The following is a 17,813-nucleotide window of genomic DNA, read 5'->3' as shown; positions in this document are numbered from 1 at the left end:
GCCGCAACGGTCAACCCGCGCGCAGCGCGACCGTCATCGCCTCCACCGCCAGCAGCGGCGCCACATTCCCGTCCAACGCCACCCTGCACGCCCCGATCGCCTCGATCCGACGCAGCGTCGACTCCGGCGACGAACTGCGGGCGACCCGCTCCAACGTGTCCTGGATCTCCACGTTGGCGAGGTCCACGCGCGAGCCGAGCTGCATCGCGAGCACGTCCCGGTAGACCACCGTCAGCTCGGTGAGCGCCAGGTCGAGGCTGTCGCGCTGCGAGCGCGTGCGGCGCCGCTTCTGCATGTCCTCGAGGTCCTTCATGACGCCGGCCGTGCCGCGCGGCATCCGGCCGCCGCTCTGCGCGCCCATCGCCGCCTTCAGCTCCTCGGTCTCCTTGGTGTCGACCTCTTCGGCGAGCTGCTTGGAGTCCTCGGCGGCCGCGTCCACCAGTTCCTGCGCCGCCTTGAGGCAGCCGCCGATCTCCTCGACGCGCAGCGGCACCTTCAGGACGGCGGCCCTGCGCTCCCGCGCGCGCGGGTCCGTGGCCAGGCGGCGGGCCCGCTCGATGTGGCCCTGCGTGGCGCGGGAGACGGCCGCCGCGACGTCCGGCTCGATGCCGTCACGTCGTACGAGCATGTCGGCGACCGCGGAGACGGCGGGCGTGCTCAGGGTGAGCAGGCGGCAGCGGGAGCGGATCGTCGGCAGCACGTCCTCCACCGAAGGCGCGCACAGCAGCCACACCGTGCGCGGAGCCGGCTCCTCCACCGCCTTCAGGACCGCGTTCGCCGACTTCTCGTTGAGCCGCTCGGCGTCCTCCACGAGGATCACCTGCCAGCGGCCGACGGCCGGTGCCGTGTACGACTTGCGGACCGTGTCACGCATGTCGTCGACGCGGATCTGGGTGCCGACCGCGGCCACCGTCGATACGTCCGCGTGCGTGCCGAGCAGCGCCGTGTGGCAGCCGTCGCAGAACCCGCAGCCGGAGGCGCCGCCGAGGGCGCGGTCCGGGCTGACGCACTGGAGGGCGGCGGCGAACGCGCGGGCCGCGGTCTCCCGGCCGGCCCCCGGCGGACCGGTGAACAGCCACGCATGCGTCATCTTCGACGCGGCCGGCGGCGGGGTGTTCGCGGTGGCCGCCGTCACCAGGGCGTCCGCGTCCCGCGCGGCCGCGCCCAGCTCCGCGATCACCCGCTCCTGACCGACCAGGTCGTCCCATACGGCCATGCGGCCACCGTCCCTTGCTACTGCCGAGCCCCAGCGAAACCCATTGTGCCGGTCACCACTGACATCGCCCGAACCGTGACCGAACTCCCGGGGCCCCGTCGCCGCCTACCGGCGACGCCCCCGCTCGTCCTCGTCCTCACGGCCACCGAGCAGCTCGTCCGCCAGCGACGGCAGGTCGTCGAGCGGCGTCTCCTCCGCCCAGTCGGGCCGAGGCCGCCGCGGCCTGCCGTTCTCGTCGACCTGCGGCAGCTCCGCCGTCCGCTCGTTGGGCCCGTCCGGGCCGGAACGCGCGGGCCGCTCATCGCGGAAGTAACCGCTCGGCACCCGGTCCGCCGGCTCGGACACCTGCGGAAGGACCGCCGTCTCGTCCGCCGCGCCGGGCACGGGCGGCTGCGGCAGCTGCGTCGTCTCCTCGGCGTCCTCCGTATCCCGCACCTGCGGCAGCACCGTGGTCTCGTCGGCGTCCGAGGGCTCGGGGGCCTTGGTGAAGTCGACGATCGGCGTCGGCACGGTCGTCTCGTTGTCCGGCACCGGCTCGTGCGGCACCCGGTCGTCCGGCGCCTCGCTCGGCAGCTCGACCTTGCGGAGGTTCGCGGTCGGCGCGCCCGCACTGCGCTGCGCCTGCTCCGCGGCCTGCGCCGCGAGCCGCCGTGCCTCCTCGGCGCGCAGCAGCGCCTCCTCGGCCTTGCGCTGCTTCTCCAGGCGCCGCTCCTCGGCCTCGGCCCGAAGCCGCGCCTCGTCCTCGGCCTGCTTACGAAGCCGCTCCTGCTCGGCGGCGCGTGCCTCTGCCTCGGCCTTCAGGCGGGCCCGCTCCTCCTCGGCCCTGCGGCGCTCCTCCTCGGCGCGCTGCCGGGCCTCCTCGGCCTGCCGCTCGGCCTCCAGGCGCTGCGCCTCCTCCAGCTCGCGGCGCTTGCGCTCCTCCTCCTCGGCGCGCAGCTTGGCGAGCTGCTCCTGGCGCTCGCGCTCCAGGCGCTCCTCCTCCGCCTTGCGGGCGGCCTCTTCCTCGGCCTTGCGGCGCGCCTCTTCCTCGGCGGCCTTGCGGGCCTCCTCCTGCGCCTTGATCTCGGCTTCGGAGAGCGGCAGGAGTACGTCGAGCCGGTGCCGGATGACGGTCGTGACGGACTCCGGCTCCTGGCCGGCGTCGACCACCAGGTAGCGGCCGGGGTCGCTCGCCGCCAGCGTCAGGAAACCGGAGCGCACGCGCGTGTGGAACTCCATCGGCTCCGACTCGAGCCGGTCGGGCGCCTCGGTGAACCGCTCGCGCGCGGCCTCCGGGTCGACGTCGAGCAGCACGGTCAGGTTCGGTACGAGACCGCTCGTGGCCCAGCGGTTGATGCGGGCGACCTCGGTCGGCGACAGGTCACGGCCCGCGCCCTGGTAGGCGACGGACGAGTCGATGTACCGGTCGGAGATGACGACGGCGCCGCGCTCCAGGGCGGGCCGGACGACCGTGTCGACGTGCTCCGCGCGGTCGGCGGCGTACAGCAGCGCCTCCGCGCGGTGCGAGAGACCGGCCGACGAGACGTCGAGCAGGATGGACCTGAGCCGCTTGCCGACCGGCGTGGCGCCCGGCTCGCGCGTGAGGACGACCTCGTGGCCCTTGCCGCGGATCCACTCCGCGAGCGCCTCGGCCTGCGTCGACTTCCCGGCGCCGTCCCCGCCCTCCAGGGCGATGAAGAAGCCGGTCGCCGCCGGGGCCTGCACCGGGTCGTTCCCGCCACGCAGCGCGTCCCGCAGGTCGTGCCGCAGCGGCACCCCGCTGCGGTCGTCGGCCTTGGCGAGCACGAGCGCGGCGACGGGCAGCAGCAGCGCGCCCACGAGCATCAGCGTGAACGCGGCGCCCCCGTGCGCGAAGACGAACTTTCCGCTCTCCAGGTGGTGCGGCCCGATGAGCGCGGCAAGGACCGGCGCGAGCAGCGCGCCGAGCGCGACGGACACACGTACGACGGCCTGGAGGTGCTCGGTGGTGCGCGCCCGACGGGACTCCTCGGTCTCCTGGTCGAGCAGCGCGTGTCCGGTGTTCGCCGCGATGCCCGCGGTGACCCCGGCGATCGTCACGAGGAGGATCACGCTCGTCACATCGGGCACCAGGCCCGCCGCGAGCAGCGCGATACCCGTGAGCGCGATGGCGAGGGCGAAGAGGCGGCGCCGCGAGAGCGTGGGCAGCACCTTGGGCGCCGTGCGGATACCGATGACGGTGCCGCCGGTCAGGCCGAGCACGAGCAGGCCGAACGTGACCGGGCCACCGCCCAGGTCCTTGGCGTGCAGCACGGAGACGGCGACGGCCGCCGCGATCGCCCCGGCGACGCAGGAGCAGGCGAGCACGAGCAGCCGGATCGCGCCCGTGCGGCCCTTGTCCACGCCCGTACCGGTGCTGGGCCTGCGCAGCCCCTCCAGCGGCGACCGCGCGCGCGGGGTCTGCGTGGCGGGCAGCTCCAGGAAGAACACGACCGACAGGGAGGCGGCGAACAGACCCGCCCCTACGTAGGACGACAGCGCCACCTGGTGCGCGGCGAACCAGTCCACGCCCGCGCCGATCAGGTTCTGCACCAGGGTCACGACGACCAGGCCGGCCGCACCGAGCGGCACGGCGACGAATCCGGTGCGCAGCGAGAGCCGCCGCAGCGCGTCCGTGTGGTCGGGCAACGGCCGTACGGCCGCGCCCTCCAGCGGCGGCGGGGGCAGCAGCGCGGGCGCCGCGCTCGTCCTGGCGACGGTCCAGAACCGCTCGGCGACCCCGGCGACGAACGCCGTCACGAGGAGCATCGCCAGCGCGTTGTCCGGCACCCAGTCGATCCACAGGGGGGCGACGATGAGCAGCGCTGCGCGCACTCCGTCGGCGCCGACCATGGTCCAGCGCCGGTCGAGCGGCCCGCCCGGCGTCGTCAGCGAGGTCAGCGGTCCGAGCAGGACGGCACCGAACAACAGCGTCGACAGGATCCGCGCCCCGAACACGGCGGCGACGGCGAAGGCCACACCCCGGTATCCACCACCGAAGGACTCCTCGGGGATGGCCGTCTGCACCGCCAGCACCACGAGGACGAGCAGCCCGATCACGTCGCCGACTCCGCCGACGAGTTGCGCCGACCACAGTCGCTTCAACTGAGGTACGCGCAACAAGGCGCGCACCGCACGCTCTCGGGAGTCCGCGACCAGGGCGTCGTCTGGGGCCGTGTTGGGGTCCGTTGGCTGCTCGGCACGGGTCATTCGTCCAGCCTATAGGGACCCGCTGACACACCGAAGGTGTGTTCCCGCTGTGAACGCCTCCCCGCACGTTTCACGGGGAGGCACTCGTTCCGCTGAGCGGCCGGCTACTCCGCCGAAGCCGTCTTCTTGGCGGCTGCCGACGCGGCGGTCTTCTTCGCGGTGGTCGTCTTCTTGGCCGCGGTCTTCTTCGCCGTGGTCGTCTTCTTGGCGGCCGTCTTCTTCGCCGCCGTCTTCTTCGCGGCGGTCTTCTTGGCGGGCGCCTTCTTGGCCGTCTTCTTCTTGGCCGGGCCCTTCGCCCGCTTCTCGGCGAGCAGTTCGAACCCGCGCTCCGCCGTGATCTCCTCCACGGAGTCCGCCGAGCGCAGCGTCGCGTTGGTCTCGCCATCGGTGACGTACGGGCCGAAGCGGCCGTCCTTCACCACGACGGGCTTCTCGCTGACCGGGTCGGTGCCGAGCTCCTTCAGCGGCGGCTTGGCTGCCGCGCGACCGCGCTGCTTCGGCTTGGAGTAGATCTCCAGGGCCTCTTCCAGCGTGATGCTGAAGAGCTGCTCCTCGGTCTCCAGGGAGCGCGAGTCCGTGCCCTTCTTCAGGTACGGGCCGTACCGGCCGTTCTGCGCGGTGATGTCGACGCCCTCGGCGTCCTGGCCGACGACGCGCGGCAGCGACATCAGCTTCAGGGCGTCGGCCAGCGTCACCGTGTCGAGCGCCATGGACTTGAAGAGCGAGGCCGTTCGCGGCTTCACCGCGTTCTTCCCGGTCTTCGGGGTGCCCTCGGGGAGCACCTCGGTGACGTACGGGCCGTAGCGGCCGTCCTTGGCGATGATCTGGCGCCCGGTCTCCGGGTCCGCGCCCAGCTCGAAGTCGCCGCTCGGCTTGGCGAGCAGCTCCTCGGCGTACTCCACCGACAGCTCGTCGGGCGCGAGGTCCTCGGGGACGTCGGCGCGCTGGTGGTTCTCGGAGTCGCGCTCGCCGCGCTCGATGTACGGGCCGTAGCGGCCGACGCGCAGCACGATGTCGTTGCCCACGGGGAACGACGAGACCTCGCGGGCGTCGATCGCGCCCAGGTCGGTCACGAGCTCCTTGAGGCCTCCGAGGTGGTCCCCGTCGCCGTTCCCGGCGTCCGCGGCGCCGCCCTGGCCGTCCGAACCCTCACCGAAGTAGAAGCGCCGCAGCCACGGCACCGCCTGCGCCTCGCCACGCGCGATGCGGTCGAGGTCGTCCTCCATGGAGGCGGTGAAGCTGTAGTCGACCAGCCGGCCGAAGTGCTTCTCCAGCAGGTTGACGACGGCGAACGACAAGAAGGAGGGCACGAGCGCCGTCCCCTTCTTGAAGACGTAACCGCGATCCAGGATGGTCCCGATGATGGACGCATACGTAGACGGGCGGCCGATCTCGCGCTCTTCGAGCTCCTTGACGAGCGAGGCCTCGGTGTAGCGCGCGGGCGGCTTGGTGGCGTGCCCGTCGACCGTGATCTCCTCGGCGGACAGGCCGTCGCCCTCGGCGACCTGCGGAAGGCGGCGCTCACGGTCGTCGAGCTCCGCGTTCGGGTCGTCGGCGCCCTCCACGTAGGCCTTCAGGAAGCCGTGGAAGGTGATCGTCTTGCCGGAGGCGCTGAACTCGGCGTCGCGGCCGTCGGCGGACGTGCCACCGATCTTCACCGTGACGCTGTTGCCGACCGCGTCCTTCATCTGGGAGGCGACGGTGCGCTTCCAGATCAGCTCGTACAGCTTGAACTGGTCGCCGGTCAGGCCGGTCTCGGCGGGCGTGCGGAAGCGGTCGCCGGAGGGGCGGATCGCCTCGTGCGCCTCCTGCGCGTTCTTGACCTTGCCGGCGTACGTACGCGGCTTGTCCGGCAGGTAGTCGCTGCCGTACAGCTGCGTGACCTGCGAACGGGCGGCCGCGACGGCCGTGTCCGACAGGGTCGTGGAGTCCGTACGCATGTAGGTGATGAAGCCGTTCTCGTACAGCTTCTGGGCGACCTGCATGGTCGCCTTCGCGCCGAAGCCCAGCTTGCGCGAGGCCTCCTGCTGCATCGTCGTCGTACGGAACGGGGCGTACGGCGAGCGGCGGTACGGCTTGGACTCGACGGAGCGTACGGAGAACTGCGTGTCCTCCAGGGCGGCGGCGAGCGCACGGGCGTTCGCCTCGTCCAGGTGCAGCGTGTTCGCCGAACCGGCCTTCAGCTGACCCAGCGAGTCGAAGTCGCGACCCTGCGCGATGCGCTTTCCGTCGACCGCGCTGAGGCGGGCGACCAGCGACGACGGGTCGGAGGAGTCACCGGCGCGGCCCGTCGCGAACGTGCCCGTCAGGTCCCAGTACTCGGCCGAGCGGAAGGCGATGCGGTCGCGCTCGCGCTCGACGACGAGGCGGGTGGCGACGGACTGGACGCGGCCCGCCGACAGGCGCGGCATGACCTTCTTCCACAGGACCGGCGAGACCTCGTAGCCGTAGAGGCGGTCGAGGATGCGGCGGGTCTCCTGGGCGTCGACCAGCTTCTTGTTCAGCTCACGCGGGTTCGCGACGGCGGCCCGGATCGCGTCCTTGGTGATCTCGTGGAAGACCATCCGGTGGACCGGGATCTTCGGCTTGAGAACTTCCTGGAGGTGCCACGCGATGGCTTCGCCCTCGCGGTCCTCATCGGTGGCGAGGAAGAGCTCGTCGGAGTCCTTCATCAGGTCCTTGAGCTTCTTGACCTGCGCCTTCTTGTCGCTGTTCACGACATAGATGGGCTGGAAGTCGTGCTCGACGTCCACGCCGAGGCGGCGCACCTCGCCCGTGTACTTGTCCGGGACTTCGGCCGCGCCGTTGGGGAGGTCGCGGATGTGCCCGACGCTCGCTTCGACGACGTATCCGGGGCCGAGATAGCCCTTGATCGTCTTCGCCTTGGCGGGCGACTCGACGATGACGAGTCGGCGGCCGCCCTGTGCGGTCTCGCTGGTCGGGGACAACTTCGCTCTTCTCTCCGGTCGGCGGTTCGGGGCCTCTTCGATGGCTTTCTCCCGCGGGATCGTGCCGTTTCAGCGGCACTGCTGCGGAGTGTGACGGTACCTCCCGCCGGTGTGTCAAACGGGAAAAGCACGCAGCAGCCACTCGGAACGGTAACCCGACTCCTCGTGATCCTGCCCCCGGACCGTTGAGCGGACGCCTGGGCTCCGGGTATCGGCATGGGTGCCCCGTGCGCCGGGTTCCTGTGGCGAACGTCCCTATTGAGGAGCCGTCCCGTGCCCTCGGACCCCTCCGTTTATCCCTTCCTGACAAGATGGCGCATGGCTGGGGGAGCCCGCGGGGAGCCTCCGGCTCGTCCCCAAGGCATCACTATCCAGGAGCTTCCCGACATGTCCGAGAACAATCCGTACGGCCAGCCCCCCAAGGACCAGTCGGGCGGGAACCCGTACAACCAGCCCCCGGCGGACCAGCCGGGCCAGCAGGGCGGCCCGTACGGCTACCCGCAGCAGGGCTCGCAGCCCGGCTACGGCACGCCGCCTCCTGGTCAGCCCGCCCCGCCCCAGGGCCAGCCCGGCTACGGCACGCCGCCCCCCGGCCAGCCTCAGGGCCAGCCCGGTCAGCCCAGCTACGGCTACCCCTACCCCGGCTCCGCCCCGGCCGGCGGCGGCGCGTACCCGCCCCCGCCGGGCCCCGGCATGGGCGCCCCGAACATGGGCCCCGGCATGGGCATGCCGTACGACCCGGCCGCGCCCTACGGCTACGACCCGTACGGCCGCCCGTACTCGGACAAGACGAAGCTCGCCGCGGGTCTCCTCGGCATCTTCCTCGGCTCGTTCGGCGCGGGCCGCTTCTACACCGGGCACACCGGGATGGCCGTCGCGATGCTCATCGTGTCCGTGGTGACCTGCGGTCTCGGCAGCATCTGGGGCCTGATCGACGGCATCATGATGCTCGCCGGCGGCAACGCCACCGACTCCCAGGGCCGCCTGCTGCGGGACTCCTGACCCGTGCCCCGCACCGCATCCCCCACGGCCCGCCTCAGGAGCGCGCTCAACGCCCCTGCGGCGGCCCCGCTCGGGGTGCTCGCGGCGGGGGCGGGAGCCGCGCTGTACCTGTACGGCACGGACCCGCACGAGCCGGGCCACTTCCTGCCGGGCTGCCCCTTCCGCATCGCCACGGGACTGCTCTGCCCGGCGTGCGGCGGAACGCGGATGGTCTACGACCTGATGCACGGTCAGTACGCCATGGCCTGGCACGACAACGCCGCGCTGCTGCTCGCCGCCCCCTTCGCCCTTGCTCTGCTGGGGCGTTGGGCGTACGAGGGGCTGCGCGGCCGCCGCTGGTCGCCGTCGATCGGGGGTCGCGGCTCGACCGCGATCCTGGTCGGGGCGTTGATCTGGGCGGTTGTGCGCAACGTGTTCTGAGCGGCGCCCGGGTGGGCTCCGGAGGGCCCTACACCTGGCCGAAGCACCACACGGCGAGCGCCAGGGCCCCCGCCCCGGCCGCCCCCGCGAGCACCGCCGACGTCACGGGGCGCACCCCGTACGCCACCGGCTCGCGGTGCGCCGCGCGCGCCCCGGTCCACGCCAACAGGCCCGCTCCGAACAATCCGAACACCGCGCCTGCGAACACCGCGGGAACACTCTCCATCGCCTTGCCTCCCCCAGCTACGGACCGAATTCCGGTACCCAGGCGGGCGACGCTGACACGGGTAGCCGAACCCGGGATGAACTCCCGGGCGCCACAAGGCGAATTGGGGCCGACCGGTCTCAGCCGACGGGCGTGAACGGCTCCAGGAACCCCTGCTCGACCAGCGTCCGGATCTGCGCGGGCGTGCGGTCGCGCAGCGATACCGGGTCCTCGCCCATGAGTTGGGCGATGGCGTCCAGGATCGTCCCGGCGCTCAGCGACCCGTCGCAGACGCCCGCGAACCCGGCACCGACCGTGTCCACCTTCGTCGCGCGGCGCATCCCGCGCCCCTGCCGCAGCACGACGTGCTCCGGGTCCTCGGCGCCCGGAAGCCCGACCTGCTCCTGCACGACCTCCCCGGCCAGCTTGAAGTGCGCGCCGAGCAGCGCCGCGTCGTCGTGCGCCCGCAGCCAGTCGACCCGCTCGAAGTGCGCGCGCACGGCGTCGCCGAGCGGCTGCTCGACGGGGTGCGGCCACTCCTCGATGACGATGGAGGGCTCTTCGGCGGCGGTCTTCCTGAGCGTGATCCAGCCGAAGCCGACGGCCCGCACCTTGCGCGCCTCGAACTCGTCGAGCCACGCGTCGTACCGGGCCGCGTACTCGGCGGGGTCGCCGCGGTGGTCACCGGCGTCGCGCAGCCACAACTCGGCGTACTGCGCGACGTCCTGCACCTCGCGCTGCACGATCCAGGCGTCACAGCCGCGCGGCACCCAGGAGCGCAGCCGCTCGGTCCACTCCTCCCCCTCCACGTGCTGCCAGTTGGCCAGGAACTGCGCGAACCCCCCGTCGTTCAGGTGCTCCCCTGCCCCCTGAACGACCGAGCGGCACAGATCGTCCCCGCTCATGCCGCCGTCCCGGTAGGTGAGGCGCGCTCCCGGGGAGATGACGAACGGCGGGTTGGAGACGACCAGGTCGTACGTGGCGTCGCCCACGGGCTCGTACAGCGAGCCCTCCCGCAGCTCGGCGTCCTGCGCGCCCGACAGCGCGAGGGTCAGCGCGGTCATGTGCAGCGCGCGCGGGTTGAGGTCGGTCGCGGTGACCCGCGTGGCGTGGCGCGCCGCGTGCAGCGCCTGGATCCCGGATCCGGTGCCGAGGTCGAGGGCCGAGCCGACGGGCGTACGCACGGTGATCCCGGCGAGCGTCGTGGACGCCCCGCCGACCCCGAGCACGACGCCCTCCTCGCTGCTGCCGATGCCTCCGGCGCCCCCGACCGCGCACCCGAGGTCGGACACGATGAACCAGTCCTCGCCCTCGGGGCCGCCGTACGGGCGTACGTCGACGCTCGCCGCGACCTCGTCGCCCCCGACGGCCCGCAGCCACCCGCTCTCCAGGCACGCGTCGAGCGGCAGCACCTCGGCCACGCGCTCGCGCGGCGCGGGCTGCTGCAACAGGAAGAGCCGGACGAGCGTCTCCAGGGGCCGCTCGCCCCGGGTGGCCCGCAGGGCGGGCACGGTCTCGCTGCGCGCGAGCGCCGCGTAGGCGGACGCCCCGAGCAGCTCGAGCAGCCCATCGGCAGTGAACTCGGCAGCAACCAGGGCGTCGCGCAGAGCCTGGGCGACATCTTTTCGATCAACGGAGGGCAGCGATACAAAGGCGGAAGAACTCACACCCCCATTGTGACGCTCCCCCGCTGTGGGCAGGCGTTCCGCACGGCGGAACGGGTGGGCACAGCCCCCGGTGCAGGCCGCGGAGAACACGACGGCGCCCCCGGTGCAGCGCGGCAATGGCGCAACCCCGGGGGCGCAGAAGAAAACGTGGGGCCTAGGACCCCGACGGCGTAGCGGAAGCGCTCTTGCAGCTCTCCTGCTTCGCCATCGCCTTGCCCACGTCCCCCTCCTCGAGGTTCTTGAGCGCGTCACTGCCGTCCTGGCTCAGCGTGTCCAGCTGGCCGGCGATGTCCTTGAGCCCGTCGGCGAACTTCGCCTGGTCGCCGGTGTCGAGCTTGTCGACCTTCTTCTTCAGGTCGGCGTACGACGTCGAGATCTTGTCCAGTTCCTTGACGGCGTTCTGCTGCTTCTTGTCACCGCCGTCGACCGGCGGGGCCCCGGCCTTGTCGACCGCGTCACCGATCGCCTTGTACGCGTCGGACATGTCCTGGAACGCCTTCGAGTCGGTCTTCTGGACCTGCTCGGGTTCGCTGTTGTCCGAGGTCTCCTTCTGGATCGCGGTGTTCGCGGCCTCGATCTTCTTGGCCTGCGGCTGGACCTTGTCGCAGACCTGCTTGGCCCAGGAGTCCAGCTTCTCGTTGCTGTCGTCGCTGCAGCCCGACAACGCCAGTACCAGTACCGCACCGCCGGACAGTGCGGCAGCAAGCTTCTTGTTCACCGGATTGGTCCCTTCCATGGCTCTCGGCCCCGGAACTTACACGCCACGCACACGACAATCGCACGCCGGGTGTCCTATACGACCACTTTATTGACCTTTAGCAGCCATTTGCACCAAGAGAGATAAGGCTCACTGGAAACCGGAAGGGCCCGCCCCGGATACGTAGGAAAACTACGCCAGAGCACACCAGTGGGCGGACAGTCCGTCAAAACGCACTGCCCGCCCACCTGTTGCTGTGGTACTGACGCGCACTCACCTCACATACGGCACGTCCCTCATGTCCGCGTCGTGGTGACCACGGCGGGATCCGCCTGTTCCGGCACCCGTCCGGTGCCTCCCGGGTCGCCGTCGTCGTCCCCGCCGACCGCGATGCCGCGCCGCTTGGACATGTAGACGGCGCCGACGATCACCGCGAGCGAGACGACCGCGGCCGCGACCCGCACGCCCACGCTCGCGTCGTCCCCGTAGCTGAACTTGACCACCGCGGGCGCGATGAGCAGCGCCACGAGGTTCATCACCTTCAGGAGCGGGTTGATGGCGGGGCCCGCGGTGTCCTTGAAGGGGTCGCCGACCGTGTCGCCGATGATCGTCGCCTCGTGCGCCTCGCTGCCCTTGCCGCCGTGGTGCCCGTCCTCGACGAGCTTCTTGGCGTTGTCCCACGCGCCGCCGGAATTGGCGAGGAAGACGGCCATCAGCGTGCCCGTCCCGATCGCCCCCGCGAGATACGCGCCGAGCGCGCCGACGCCGAGCGTGAAGCCGACCGCGATCGGCGCCAGAACGGCGAGCAGCCCGGGCGTGGCGAGCTCCCGCAGCGCGTCCTTCGTGCAGATGTCGACCACACGCCCGTACTCCGGCTTCTCCGTGTAGTCCATGATCCCGGGGTGCTCGCGGAACTGCCTGCGCACCTCGTAGACCACGGAACCCGCCGACCGCGAGACCGCGTTGATGGCGAGCCCGGAGAAGAGGAACACCACCGCGGCTCCGGCGATGAGCCCCACCAGGTTGTTGGGCTGCGAGATGTCCATCACCAGGTTCATCGGACCGCCGTCGCCGACCTTCTCCCCGACGTCTCTGGCCGCGGTGAGGATCGCGTCCCGGTACGAGCCGAACAGCGCGGCCGCCGCGAGCACGGCGGTCGCGATGGCGATGCCCTTGGTGATGGCCTTCGTCGTGTTGCCGACGGCGTCCAGGTCGGTGAGCACCTGCGCGCCCGCGCCCTCGACGTCGCCGGACATCTCGGCGATGCCCTGCGCGTTGTCGGAGACCGGGCCGAAGGTGTCCATGGCGACGATGACGCCGACCGTGGTGAGCAGCCCCGTACCGGCCAGGGCGACCGCGAACAGGGCGAGCATGATCGACGTACCGCCGAGCAGGAACGCCCCGTAGACGCCGAGCCCGATCAGCAGCGCGGTGTAGACGGCCGATTCGAGGCCGATGGAGATACCCGCGAGCACGACGGTCGCGGCGCCGGTCAGCGACGACTTGCCGATGTCCTTGACCGGTCGCCTGCTCGTCTCGGTGAAGTACCCGGTGAGCTGCTGGATGAGGGCCGCGAGCACGATGCCGATCGCGACGGCGACGACCGCGAGGACCCGCGGGTCGCCCGCCTTGCCGCTGATCGCCGCGTCCGTGACGCCGTCCAGGTCGGCGTACGACCCCGGCAGATAGGTGTAGACGGCGATGGCCACGAGTACGACCGAGATCACCGCGGAGATGAAGAAGCCGCGGTTGATGGCGCTCATCCCCGAGCGGTCGGAGCGGCGCGGCGCGACGGCGAAGATGCCGATCATCGCCGTGACGACGCCGATCGCTGGCACGATCAGCGGGAACGCGAGGCCCGCGTCGCCGAAGGCCGCCTTGCCGAGGATCAGCGCGGCGACCAGCGTGACGGCGTACGACTCGAAGAGGTCGGCGGCCATTCCCGCGCAGTCTCCGACGTTGTCGCCCACGTTGTCGGCGATGGTCGCGGCATTGCGCGGATCGTCCTCCGGAATGCCCTTCTCGACCTTGCCGACCAGGTCGGCGCCGACGTCGGCGGCCTTGGTGAAGATGCCGCCCCCGACACGCATGAACATCGCGATCAGCGCGGCACCGAGCCCGAAGCCCTCCAGGACCTTGGGCGCGTCGGCCGCGTAGACGAGCACGACACAGGAGGCGCCGAGCAGGCCGAGCCCCACCGTGAACATGCCGACGACGCCGCCCGTACGGAAAGCGATCTTCATTGCTTTGTGCGAGACAGCGGTGAGATCTTTTTCCGGCTCGCCTTCCGCCGGGGTCGCTTCTCGTGCGGCGGCGGCGACGCGCACATTGCTGCGCACCGCGAGCCACATTCCGATATAGCCGGTGACGGCCGAGAACACCGCGCCGATCAAGAAGAAGATCGACCGACCCGCGCGCTGATTCCAGTCGTCCGCCGGAAGCAGCATGAGCAGGAAGAACACCACGACGGCGAATACGGCGAGGGTTCGCAGCTGCCGGCCCAGATAGGCTTTCGCGCCTTCCTGGACCGCGCCGGCGATCTCCTTCATCGAGTCCGTGCCCTCACCGGCCGCGAGTACCTGGCGCACCAGGACTCCGGCGACGGCGAGCGCCGCGAGCGCGACGACGACGATGACGACGACGATCAATCTGTTGTCGTCGGTCAGAACTGCGGCTGCGAACGTAGCAGGGGTAGAGGGCTCCGCCATTCGTCCTCCTTGACGCTTGGACTGAGCTCAAGATGTGGACGGATTGTAGGGAGCGGGCCCTGATCAAAACAGGGCGCGGCAAACGGAATTGTTTCCTACCCCGCAAATGTTCGGTGAACCTCGCCCGGCAGGCCGAGGCTGAATTACTAACCCCCTGAAGGCATTAGCGAAGATCCTTTATTGGCCGATTGCTTGATCGACCTCAGGAAATACCGAAGAGGCCCGGTTCACCGTCTGGTGAACCGGGCCTCTTCGAAAGATCTCCGGGCAGCGCGCGGAGCGGTCGGCGCGCTACGGAAGCGTCGCCGGCAGGGTCGGCCAACTCATCCGAATGAGTCCGCCGTCCGTCTCCGCGGTGACCTCGACATCGTCCACAAGACCGCTGATGACGGCGAGACCCATCTCGTCCTCACCTTCGGCCTCCAGATCGTCGGTGGAGCCCGCCGTGTCCGACTGGTGCGGCGTGCGCGGCGCCTCGTCACCGACCTCGATGGAGAACTGCTTCTCCTCCTCGATCAGAGCCACCCGCACCGGCGCCGAGATGCCGCTGCTCTGGTGCAGCCCGACCGCGCGGCTGCAGGCCTCACCGACGGCGAGCCTGACCTCGTCGAGCACGGCCTCGTCCACGCCCGACCTGCGCGCCACGGCGGCCGCCACCAGACGGGCCGTCCTGACGTGCTCGGGCAGAGGGCTGAAGCGGAGTTCGACAGTGGCCATGCATCCCCCTCGGACAGACGGGCCCACGGTTGTACGAGCGTGCTCCCGGGGACCGGCCGGCCTCGGCCGCCCGATCCCCTTGTCTCCACCGGTGTCGCCACCGGCATCAACCGGATCAGTCGGTCGCCGCGACGGCTTCCTCGACCGAGGTGTGGATCGGGAACACCTTGGTCAGTCCGGTGATACGGAAGATCTTGAGAATGCGCTCCTGGTTGCACACCAGGCGCAGCGAGCCCTCGTGGGCACGCACGCGCTTCAGGCCGCCGACCAGCACGCCGAGCCCGGTGGAGTCGAGGAAATCCACGCCCTCCATGTCGACGACAAGGTGGAAACTGCCGTCGTTCACCAGCTCGACCAGCTGCTCGCGCAGCTTGGGCGCGGTATATACATCGATTTCGCCACCGACCTCGACGACCGTACGATCGCCGACGGTACGGGTCGACAGGGACAGGTCCACGGATCCTCCAGCACCTTGCTATCGAGCGGTCGCCCCTCGGGGACACCTCGGCTTGATCCCCCGGGACGGTTCGCCAGCCGCGATGGCATTCAATCACTTACCGGCAGGCGTGCACGACGCCTTGAGAGCATTGTCCGTCACGCCAGTGACACACTCGGTGCCGATGGCCAAGAATCACCGATCCGAACGACCCTCGGCATCCGCCCCAGACCGCCCCTCTCCCGGTGCGGTCCTGGACCGGCTCGCCTCGGGTCCGAGCAGGGCTGCGCGCATCACCCATACGGAGCACTTGCCCCCTCGCCCCGGCCGTCATGCCGTCTGGCCCGATCGGATCCGTGCCGAGGTCATCGCGGCCGTACAGACCGCCGGAATCGCGCACCCCTGGGCCCACCAGGCACTCGCGGCGGAGCACGCCCTGGACGGCGATTCGGTGGTCGTCGCCACCGGCACGGCCTCCGGCAAGTCGCTCGCCTATCTGGTCCCGGTCCTGTCGACCCTGCTCGACGGATCCGAGGCGCCGAACGGGCGCGGCGCGACCACGCTCTACCTCGCCCCGACGAAGGCGCTCGCGGCGGACCAGTGCCGATCGGTGAAGGAACTTTCACAACCGCTTGGTACGGCGATTCGTCCCGCGGTCTACGACGGCGACACCCCGTTCGAGGAACGCGAGTGGGTACGCCAGTACGGAAACTACGTCCTCACCAACCCGGACATGCTGCACCGCGGCATCCTGCCCTCGCATCCGCGCTGGTCCTCCTTCCTCAAGGCGCTCAAGTACGTCGTGATCGACGAGTGCCACACATATCGCGGCGTCTTCGGCTCGCACGTGGCGCAGGTGCTGCGAAGACTGCGCCGCATATGTGCCCGCTACGGCTCCGACCCGGTCTTCCTGCTGGCCTCGGCCACCTCGGCCGAACCGGCCGCCTCCGCCCAGCGGTTGACGGGTCTGCCGGTCCTCGAGGTCGCGGACGACGCCTCCCCGCGCGGCGAACTGGTCTTCGCGCTCTGGGAGCCCCCACTGACGGAGATGCAGGGCGAGAAGGGCGCGCCGGTGCGGCGCACGGCGACGGCCGAGACGGCGGACCTCCTGACCGATCTCGCGGTCCAGGGCGTGCGCTCCGTCGCCTTCGTACGCTCCCGGCGTGGCGCCGAGCTGATCTCGGTGATCGCGCAGGAGCGGCTCGCCGAGGTCGACCGCTCGCTCGCCCGGCGGGTCGCGGCCTACCGGGGCGGCTATCTCTCCGAGGAACGCCGCGCCCTCGAAGCGGCCCTGCACTCCGGCGAACTGCTCGGCCTCGCCGCCACCACCGCCCTCGAACTCGGCATCGACGTCTCGGGGTTGGACGCGGTGCTGATCTCCGGCTACCCCGGTACGCGCGCGTCCCTGTGGCAGCAGGCAGGCCGGGCCGGGCGCTCGGGCCAGGGGGCGCTTGCGGTCCTGGTGGCCCGTGACGACCCCTTGGACACCTACCTGGTCCACCACCCGGAAGCCCTCTTCGACCAGCCGGTCGAGTCGACGGTCCTCGACCCGGACAACCCGTACGTCCTGGCTCCGCACCTGTGCGCGGCCGCGGCGGAAATCCCGCTGACGGAACCCGACTTGAAGCTGTTCGGCCCGGCGACCGGGGAACTGCTTCCGCAGCTGGAGGCGGCGAAGCTGCTGCGGCGCCGCTCCGCCACGAAGGCCTGGCACTGGACGCGCCGCGAGTCCGCGGCGGACCTGGCGGACATCCGCGGCGAGGGCGGCCCTCCCGTGCAGGTCGTCGAGGCCGGCACGGGCCGGCTGCTCGGCACCGTCGACGCGGGCTCCGCCCACACCTCGGTCCACGACGGAGCGGTCCACCTCCACCAGGGCCGCACGTACGTGGTGAAGAAGCTCGACCTCGACGACAACGTCGCGCTCGTCGAGACCGCGAACCCCACCTACTCGACCACCGCCCGCGACACCACGGCCATCTCCATCCTGGAGACCGACGTCGAAGTCCCTTGGGGCGACGGCAGGTTGTGCTACGGCTCGGTCGAGGTCACGAACCAGGTCGTCGGCTACCTCCGCCGCCGGCTGATCACCGGCGAGGTCCTCGGCGAGACCAAACTCGACCTCCCTCCTCGTACGCTGCGCACCCGCGCGGTGTGGTGGACGGTCACGGAGGACCAGCTGGACGCGGCCCGCGTGAACCCCGAGATCCTCGGCGGCGCCCTGCACGCCGCCGAACACGCCTCCATCGGCCTGCTCCCCCTCTTCGCCACGTGCGACCGCTGGGACATCGGCGGCGTCTCGATGCCGCTCCATCCGGACACGCTCCTTCCCACGGTCTTCGTCTACGACGGTCATCCCGGCGGCGCGGGGTTCGCCGAACGCGCCTTCCACACCGCCCGCGAGTGGCTGACCGCCACCCGTGAGGCCATCGCCTCCTGCGACTGCGATGCCGGTTGCCCCTCGTGCATCCAGTCCCCCAAGTGCGGCAACGGCAACGAGCCGTTGCACAAGCGGGGGGCGGTGCGGCTCCTGTCGGTGCTGCTGGAGGGGGCGGCGGGGTAGGTCGGGTAGGCGGGGTGGGTGGGGTGTGCC

General features: G+C 71.0%; 12 protein-coding genes. 3 read left to right on the top strand and 9 right to left on the bottom strand.

Going from position 1 to position 17,813, the window contains the following annotated elements:
- Window positions 1–10: 10 nt before the first annotated feature.
- From ACOKM3_RS23165 to topA, 3 genes are all read right to left on the bottom strand, one after another.
- Window positions 11–1,216: a DNA polymerase III subunit delta' gene (locus tag ACOKM3_RS23165; protein ID WP_426902958.1), complete on the bottom strand. Its 1,206-nt coding sequence runs from the start codon at window positions 1,214–1,216 to the stop codon at window positions 11–13.
- A gap of 105 nt (window positions 1,217–1,321) precedes the next feature.
- Window positions 1,322–4,423, bottom strand: coding sequence for a dTMP kinase (tmk, locus tag ACOKM3_RS23160; protein WP_426902957.1), 3,102 nt, complete (start codon window positions 4,421–4,423; stop codon window positions 1,322–1,324).
- Between the two features lie 104 nt (window positions 4,424–4,527).
- Window positions 4,528–7,371: a type I DNA topoisomerase gene (gene topA, locus ACOKM3_RS23155; protein WP_426902956.1), complete on the bottom strand. Its 2,844-nt coding sequence runs from the start codon at window positions 7,369–7,371 to the stop codon at window positions 4,528–4,530.
- A gap of 387 nt (window positions 7,372–7,758) precedes the next feature.
- Here topA and ACOKM3_RS23150 point away from each other — a divergent pair, with 387 nt between their 5' ends.
- A complete protein-coding gene (locus ACOKM3_RS23150) occupies window positions 7,759–8,373 on the top strand; it encodes a TM2 domain-containing protein (protein WP_426902955.1) in 615 nt (204 codons plus the stop codon).
- Between the two features lie 3 nt (window positions 8,374–8,376).
- The gene (locus ACOKM3_RS23145; RefSeq protein WP_426902954.1) at window positions 8,377–8,793 is read left to right on the top strand and encodes a DUF2752 domain-containing protein; all 417 of its coding nucleotides are present in this window, start codon (window positions 8,377–8,379) and stop codon (window positions 8,791–8,793) included.
- 28 nt (window positions 8,794–8,821) lie between these two features.
- Here ACOKM3_RS23145 and ACOKM3_RS23140 read toward each other — a convergent pair whose 3' ends face one another.
- From ACOKM3_RS23140 to bldG, 6 genes are all read right to left on the bottom strand, one after another.
- Window positions 8,822–9,019, bottom strand: a complete 198-nt coding sequence (locus ACOKM3_RS23140; RefSeq protein ID WP_426902953.1) for a hypothetical protein — start codon at window positions 9,017–9,019, stop codon at window positions 8,822–8,824.
- A 119-nt stretch (window positions 9,020–9,138) separates the two neighbouring features.
- Window positions 9,139–10,665 (bottom strand): DUF7059 domain-containing protein, encoded by a 1,527-nt coding sequence (locus ACOKM3_RS23135; protein ID WP_426902952.1) that lies wholly within the window; start codon window positions 10,663–10,665, stop codon window positions 9,139–9,141.
- Window positions 10,666–10,819: 154 nt separating this feature from the next.
- Complete coding sequence (locus ACOKM3_RS23130; protein WP_426902951.1) at window positions 10,820–11,401, bottom strand: small secreted protein; 582 nt, start codon at window positions 11,399–11,401, stop codon at window positions 10,820–10,822.
- Window positions 11,402–11,658: 257 nt separating this feature from the next.
- Window positions 11,659–14,070 (bottom strand): sodium-translocating pyrophosphatase, encoded by a 2,412-nt coding sequence (locus tag ACOKM3_RS23125; RefSeq protein ID WP_426902950.1) that lies wholly within the window; start codon window positions 14,068–14,070, stop codon window positions 11,659–11,661.
- Window positions 14,071–14,361: 291 nt separating this feature from the next.
- Entirely contained in the window at window positions 14,362–14,787 is a 426-nt protein-coding gene (locus tag ACOKM3_RS23120) for an ATP-binding protein (RefSeq protein ID WP_426902949.1), read from the bottom strand.
- Window positions 14,788–14,902: 115 nt separating this feature from the next.
- The gene (gene bldG / locus ACOKM3_RS23115) at window positions 14,903–15,244 is read right to left on the bottom strand and encodes an anti-sigma factor antagonist BldG (protein WP_003975386.1); all 342 of its coding nucleotides are present in this window, start codon (window positions 15,242–15,244) and stop codon (window positions 14,903–14,905) included.
- 82 nt (window positions 15,245–15,326) lie between these two features.
- Between bldG and ACOKM3_RS23110 the strand changes: the two genes are divergently transcribed.
- A complete protein-coding gene (locus tag ACOKM3_RS23110) occupies window positions 15,327–17,783 on the top strand; it encodes a DEAD/DEAH box helicase (RefSeq protein WP_426902948.1) in 2,457 nt (818 codons plus the stop codon).
- The last annotated feature ends 30 nt before the right edge of the window (window positions 17,784–17,813 follow it).

The organism is Streptomyces nidicola, from assembly GCF_050106155.1.
Lineage (GTDB): Bacteria > Actinomycetota > Actinomycetes > Streptomycetales > Streptomycetaceae > Streptomyces.
The sequence above is the reverse complement of the archived record's forward strand: the minus strand, read 5'-3'. Positions and strand labels throughout refer to the sequence as shown.

Coding starts and splice junctions, on each gene's coding strand:
- tmk (WP_426902957.1), bottom strand. CDS start 4,423: ATGACCCGTGCCGAGCAGCCAACGGACCCCAACACGGCCCCAGACGAC.
- ACOKM3_RS23120 (WP_426902949.1), bottom strand. CDS start 14,787: ATGGCCACTGTCGAACTCCGCTTCAGCCCTCTGCCCGAGCACGTCAGG.
- ACOKM3_RS23165 (WP_426902958.1), bottom strand. CDS start 1,216: ATGGCCGTATGGGACGACCTGGTCGGTCAGGAGCGGGTGATCGCGGAG.
- ACOKM3_RS23150 (WP_426902955.1), top strand. CDS start 7,759: ATGTCCGAGAACAATCCGTACGGCCAGCCCCCCAAGGACCAGTCGGGC.
- ACOKM3_RS23140 (WP_426902953.1), bottom strand. CDS start 9,019: ATGGAGAGTGTTCCCGCGGTGTTCGCAGGCGCGGTGTTCGGATTGTTC.
- ACOKM3_RS23125 (WP_426902950.1), bottom strand. CDS start 14,070: ATGGCGGAGCCCTCTACCCCTGCTACGTTCGCAGCCGCAGTTCTGACC.
- ACOKM3_RS23130 (WP_426902951.1), bottom strand. CDS start 11,401: ATGGAAGGGACCAATCCGGTGAACAAGAAGCTTGCTGCCGCACTGTCC.
- ACOKM3_RS23110 (WP_426902948.1), top strand. CDS start 15,327: ATGGCATTCAATCACTTACCGGCAGGCGTGCACGACGCCTTGAGAGCA.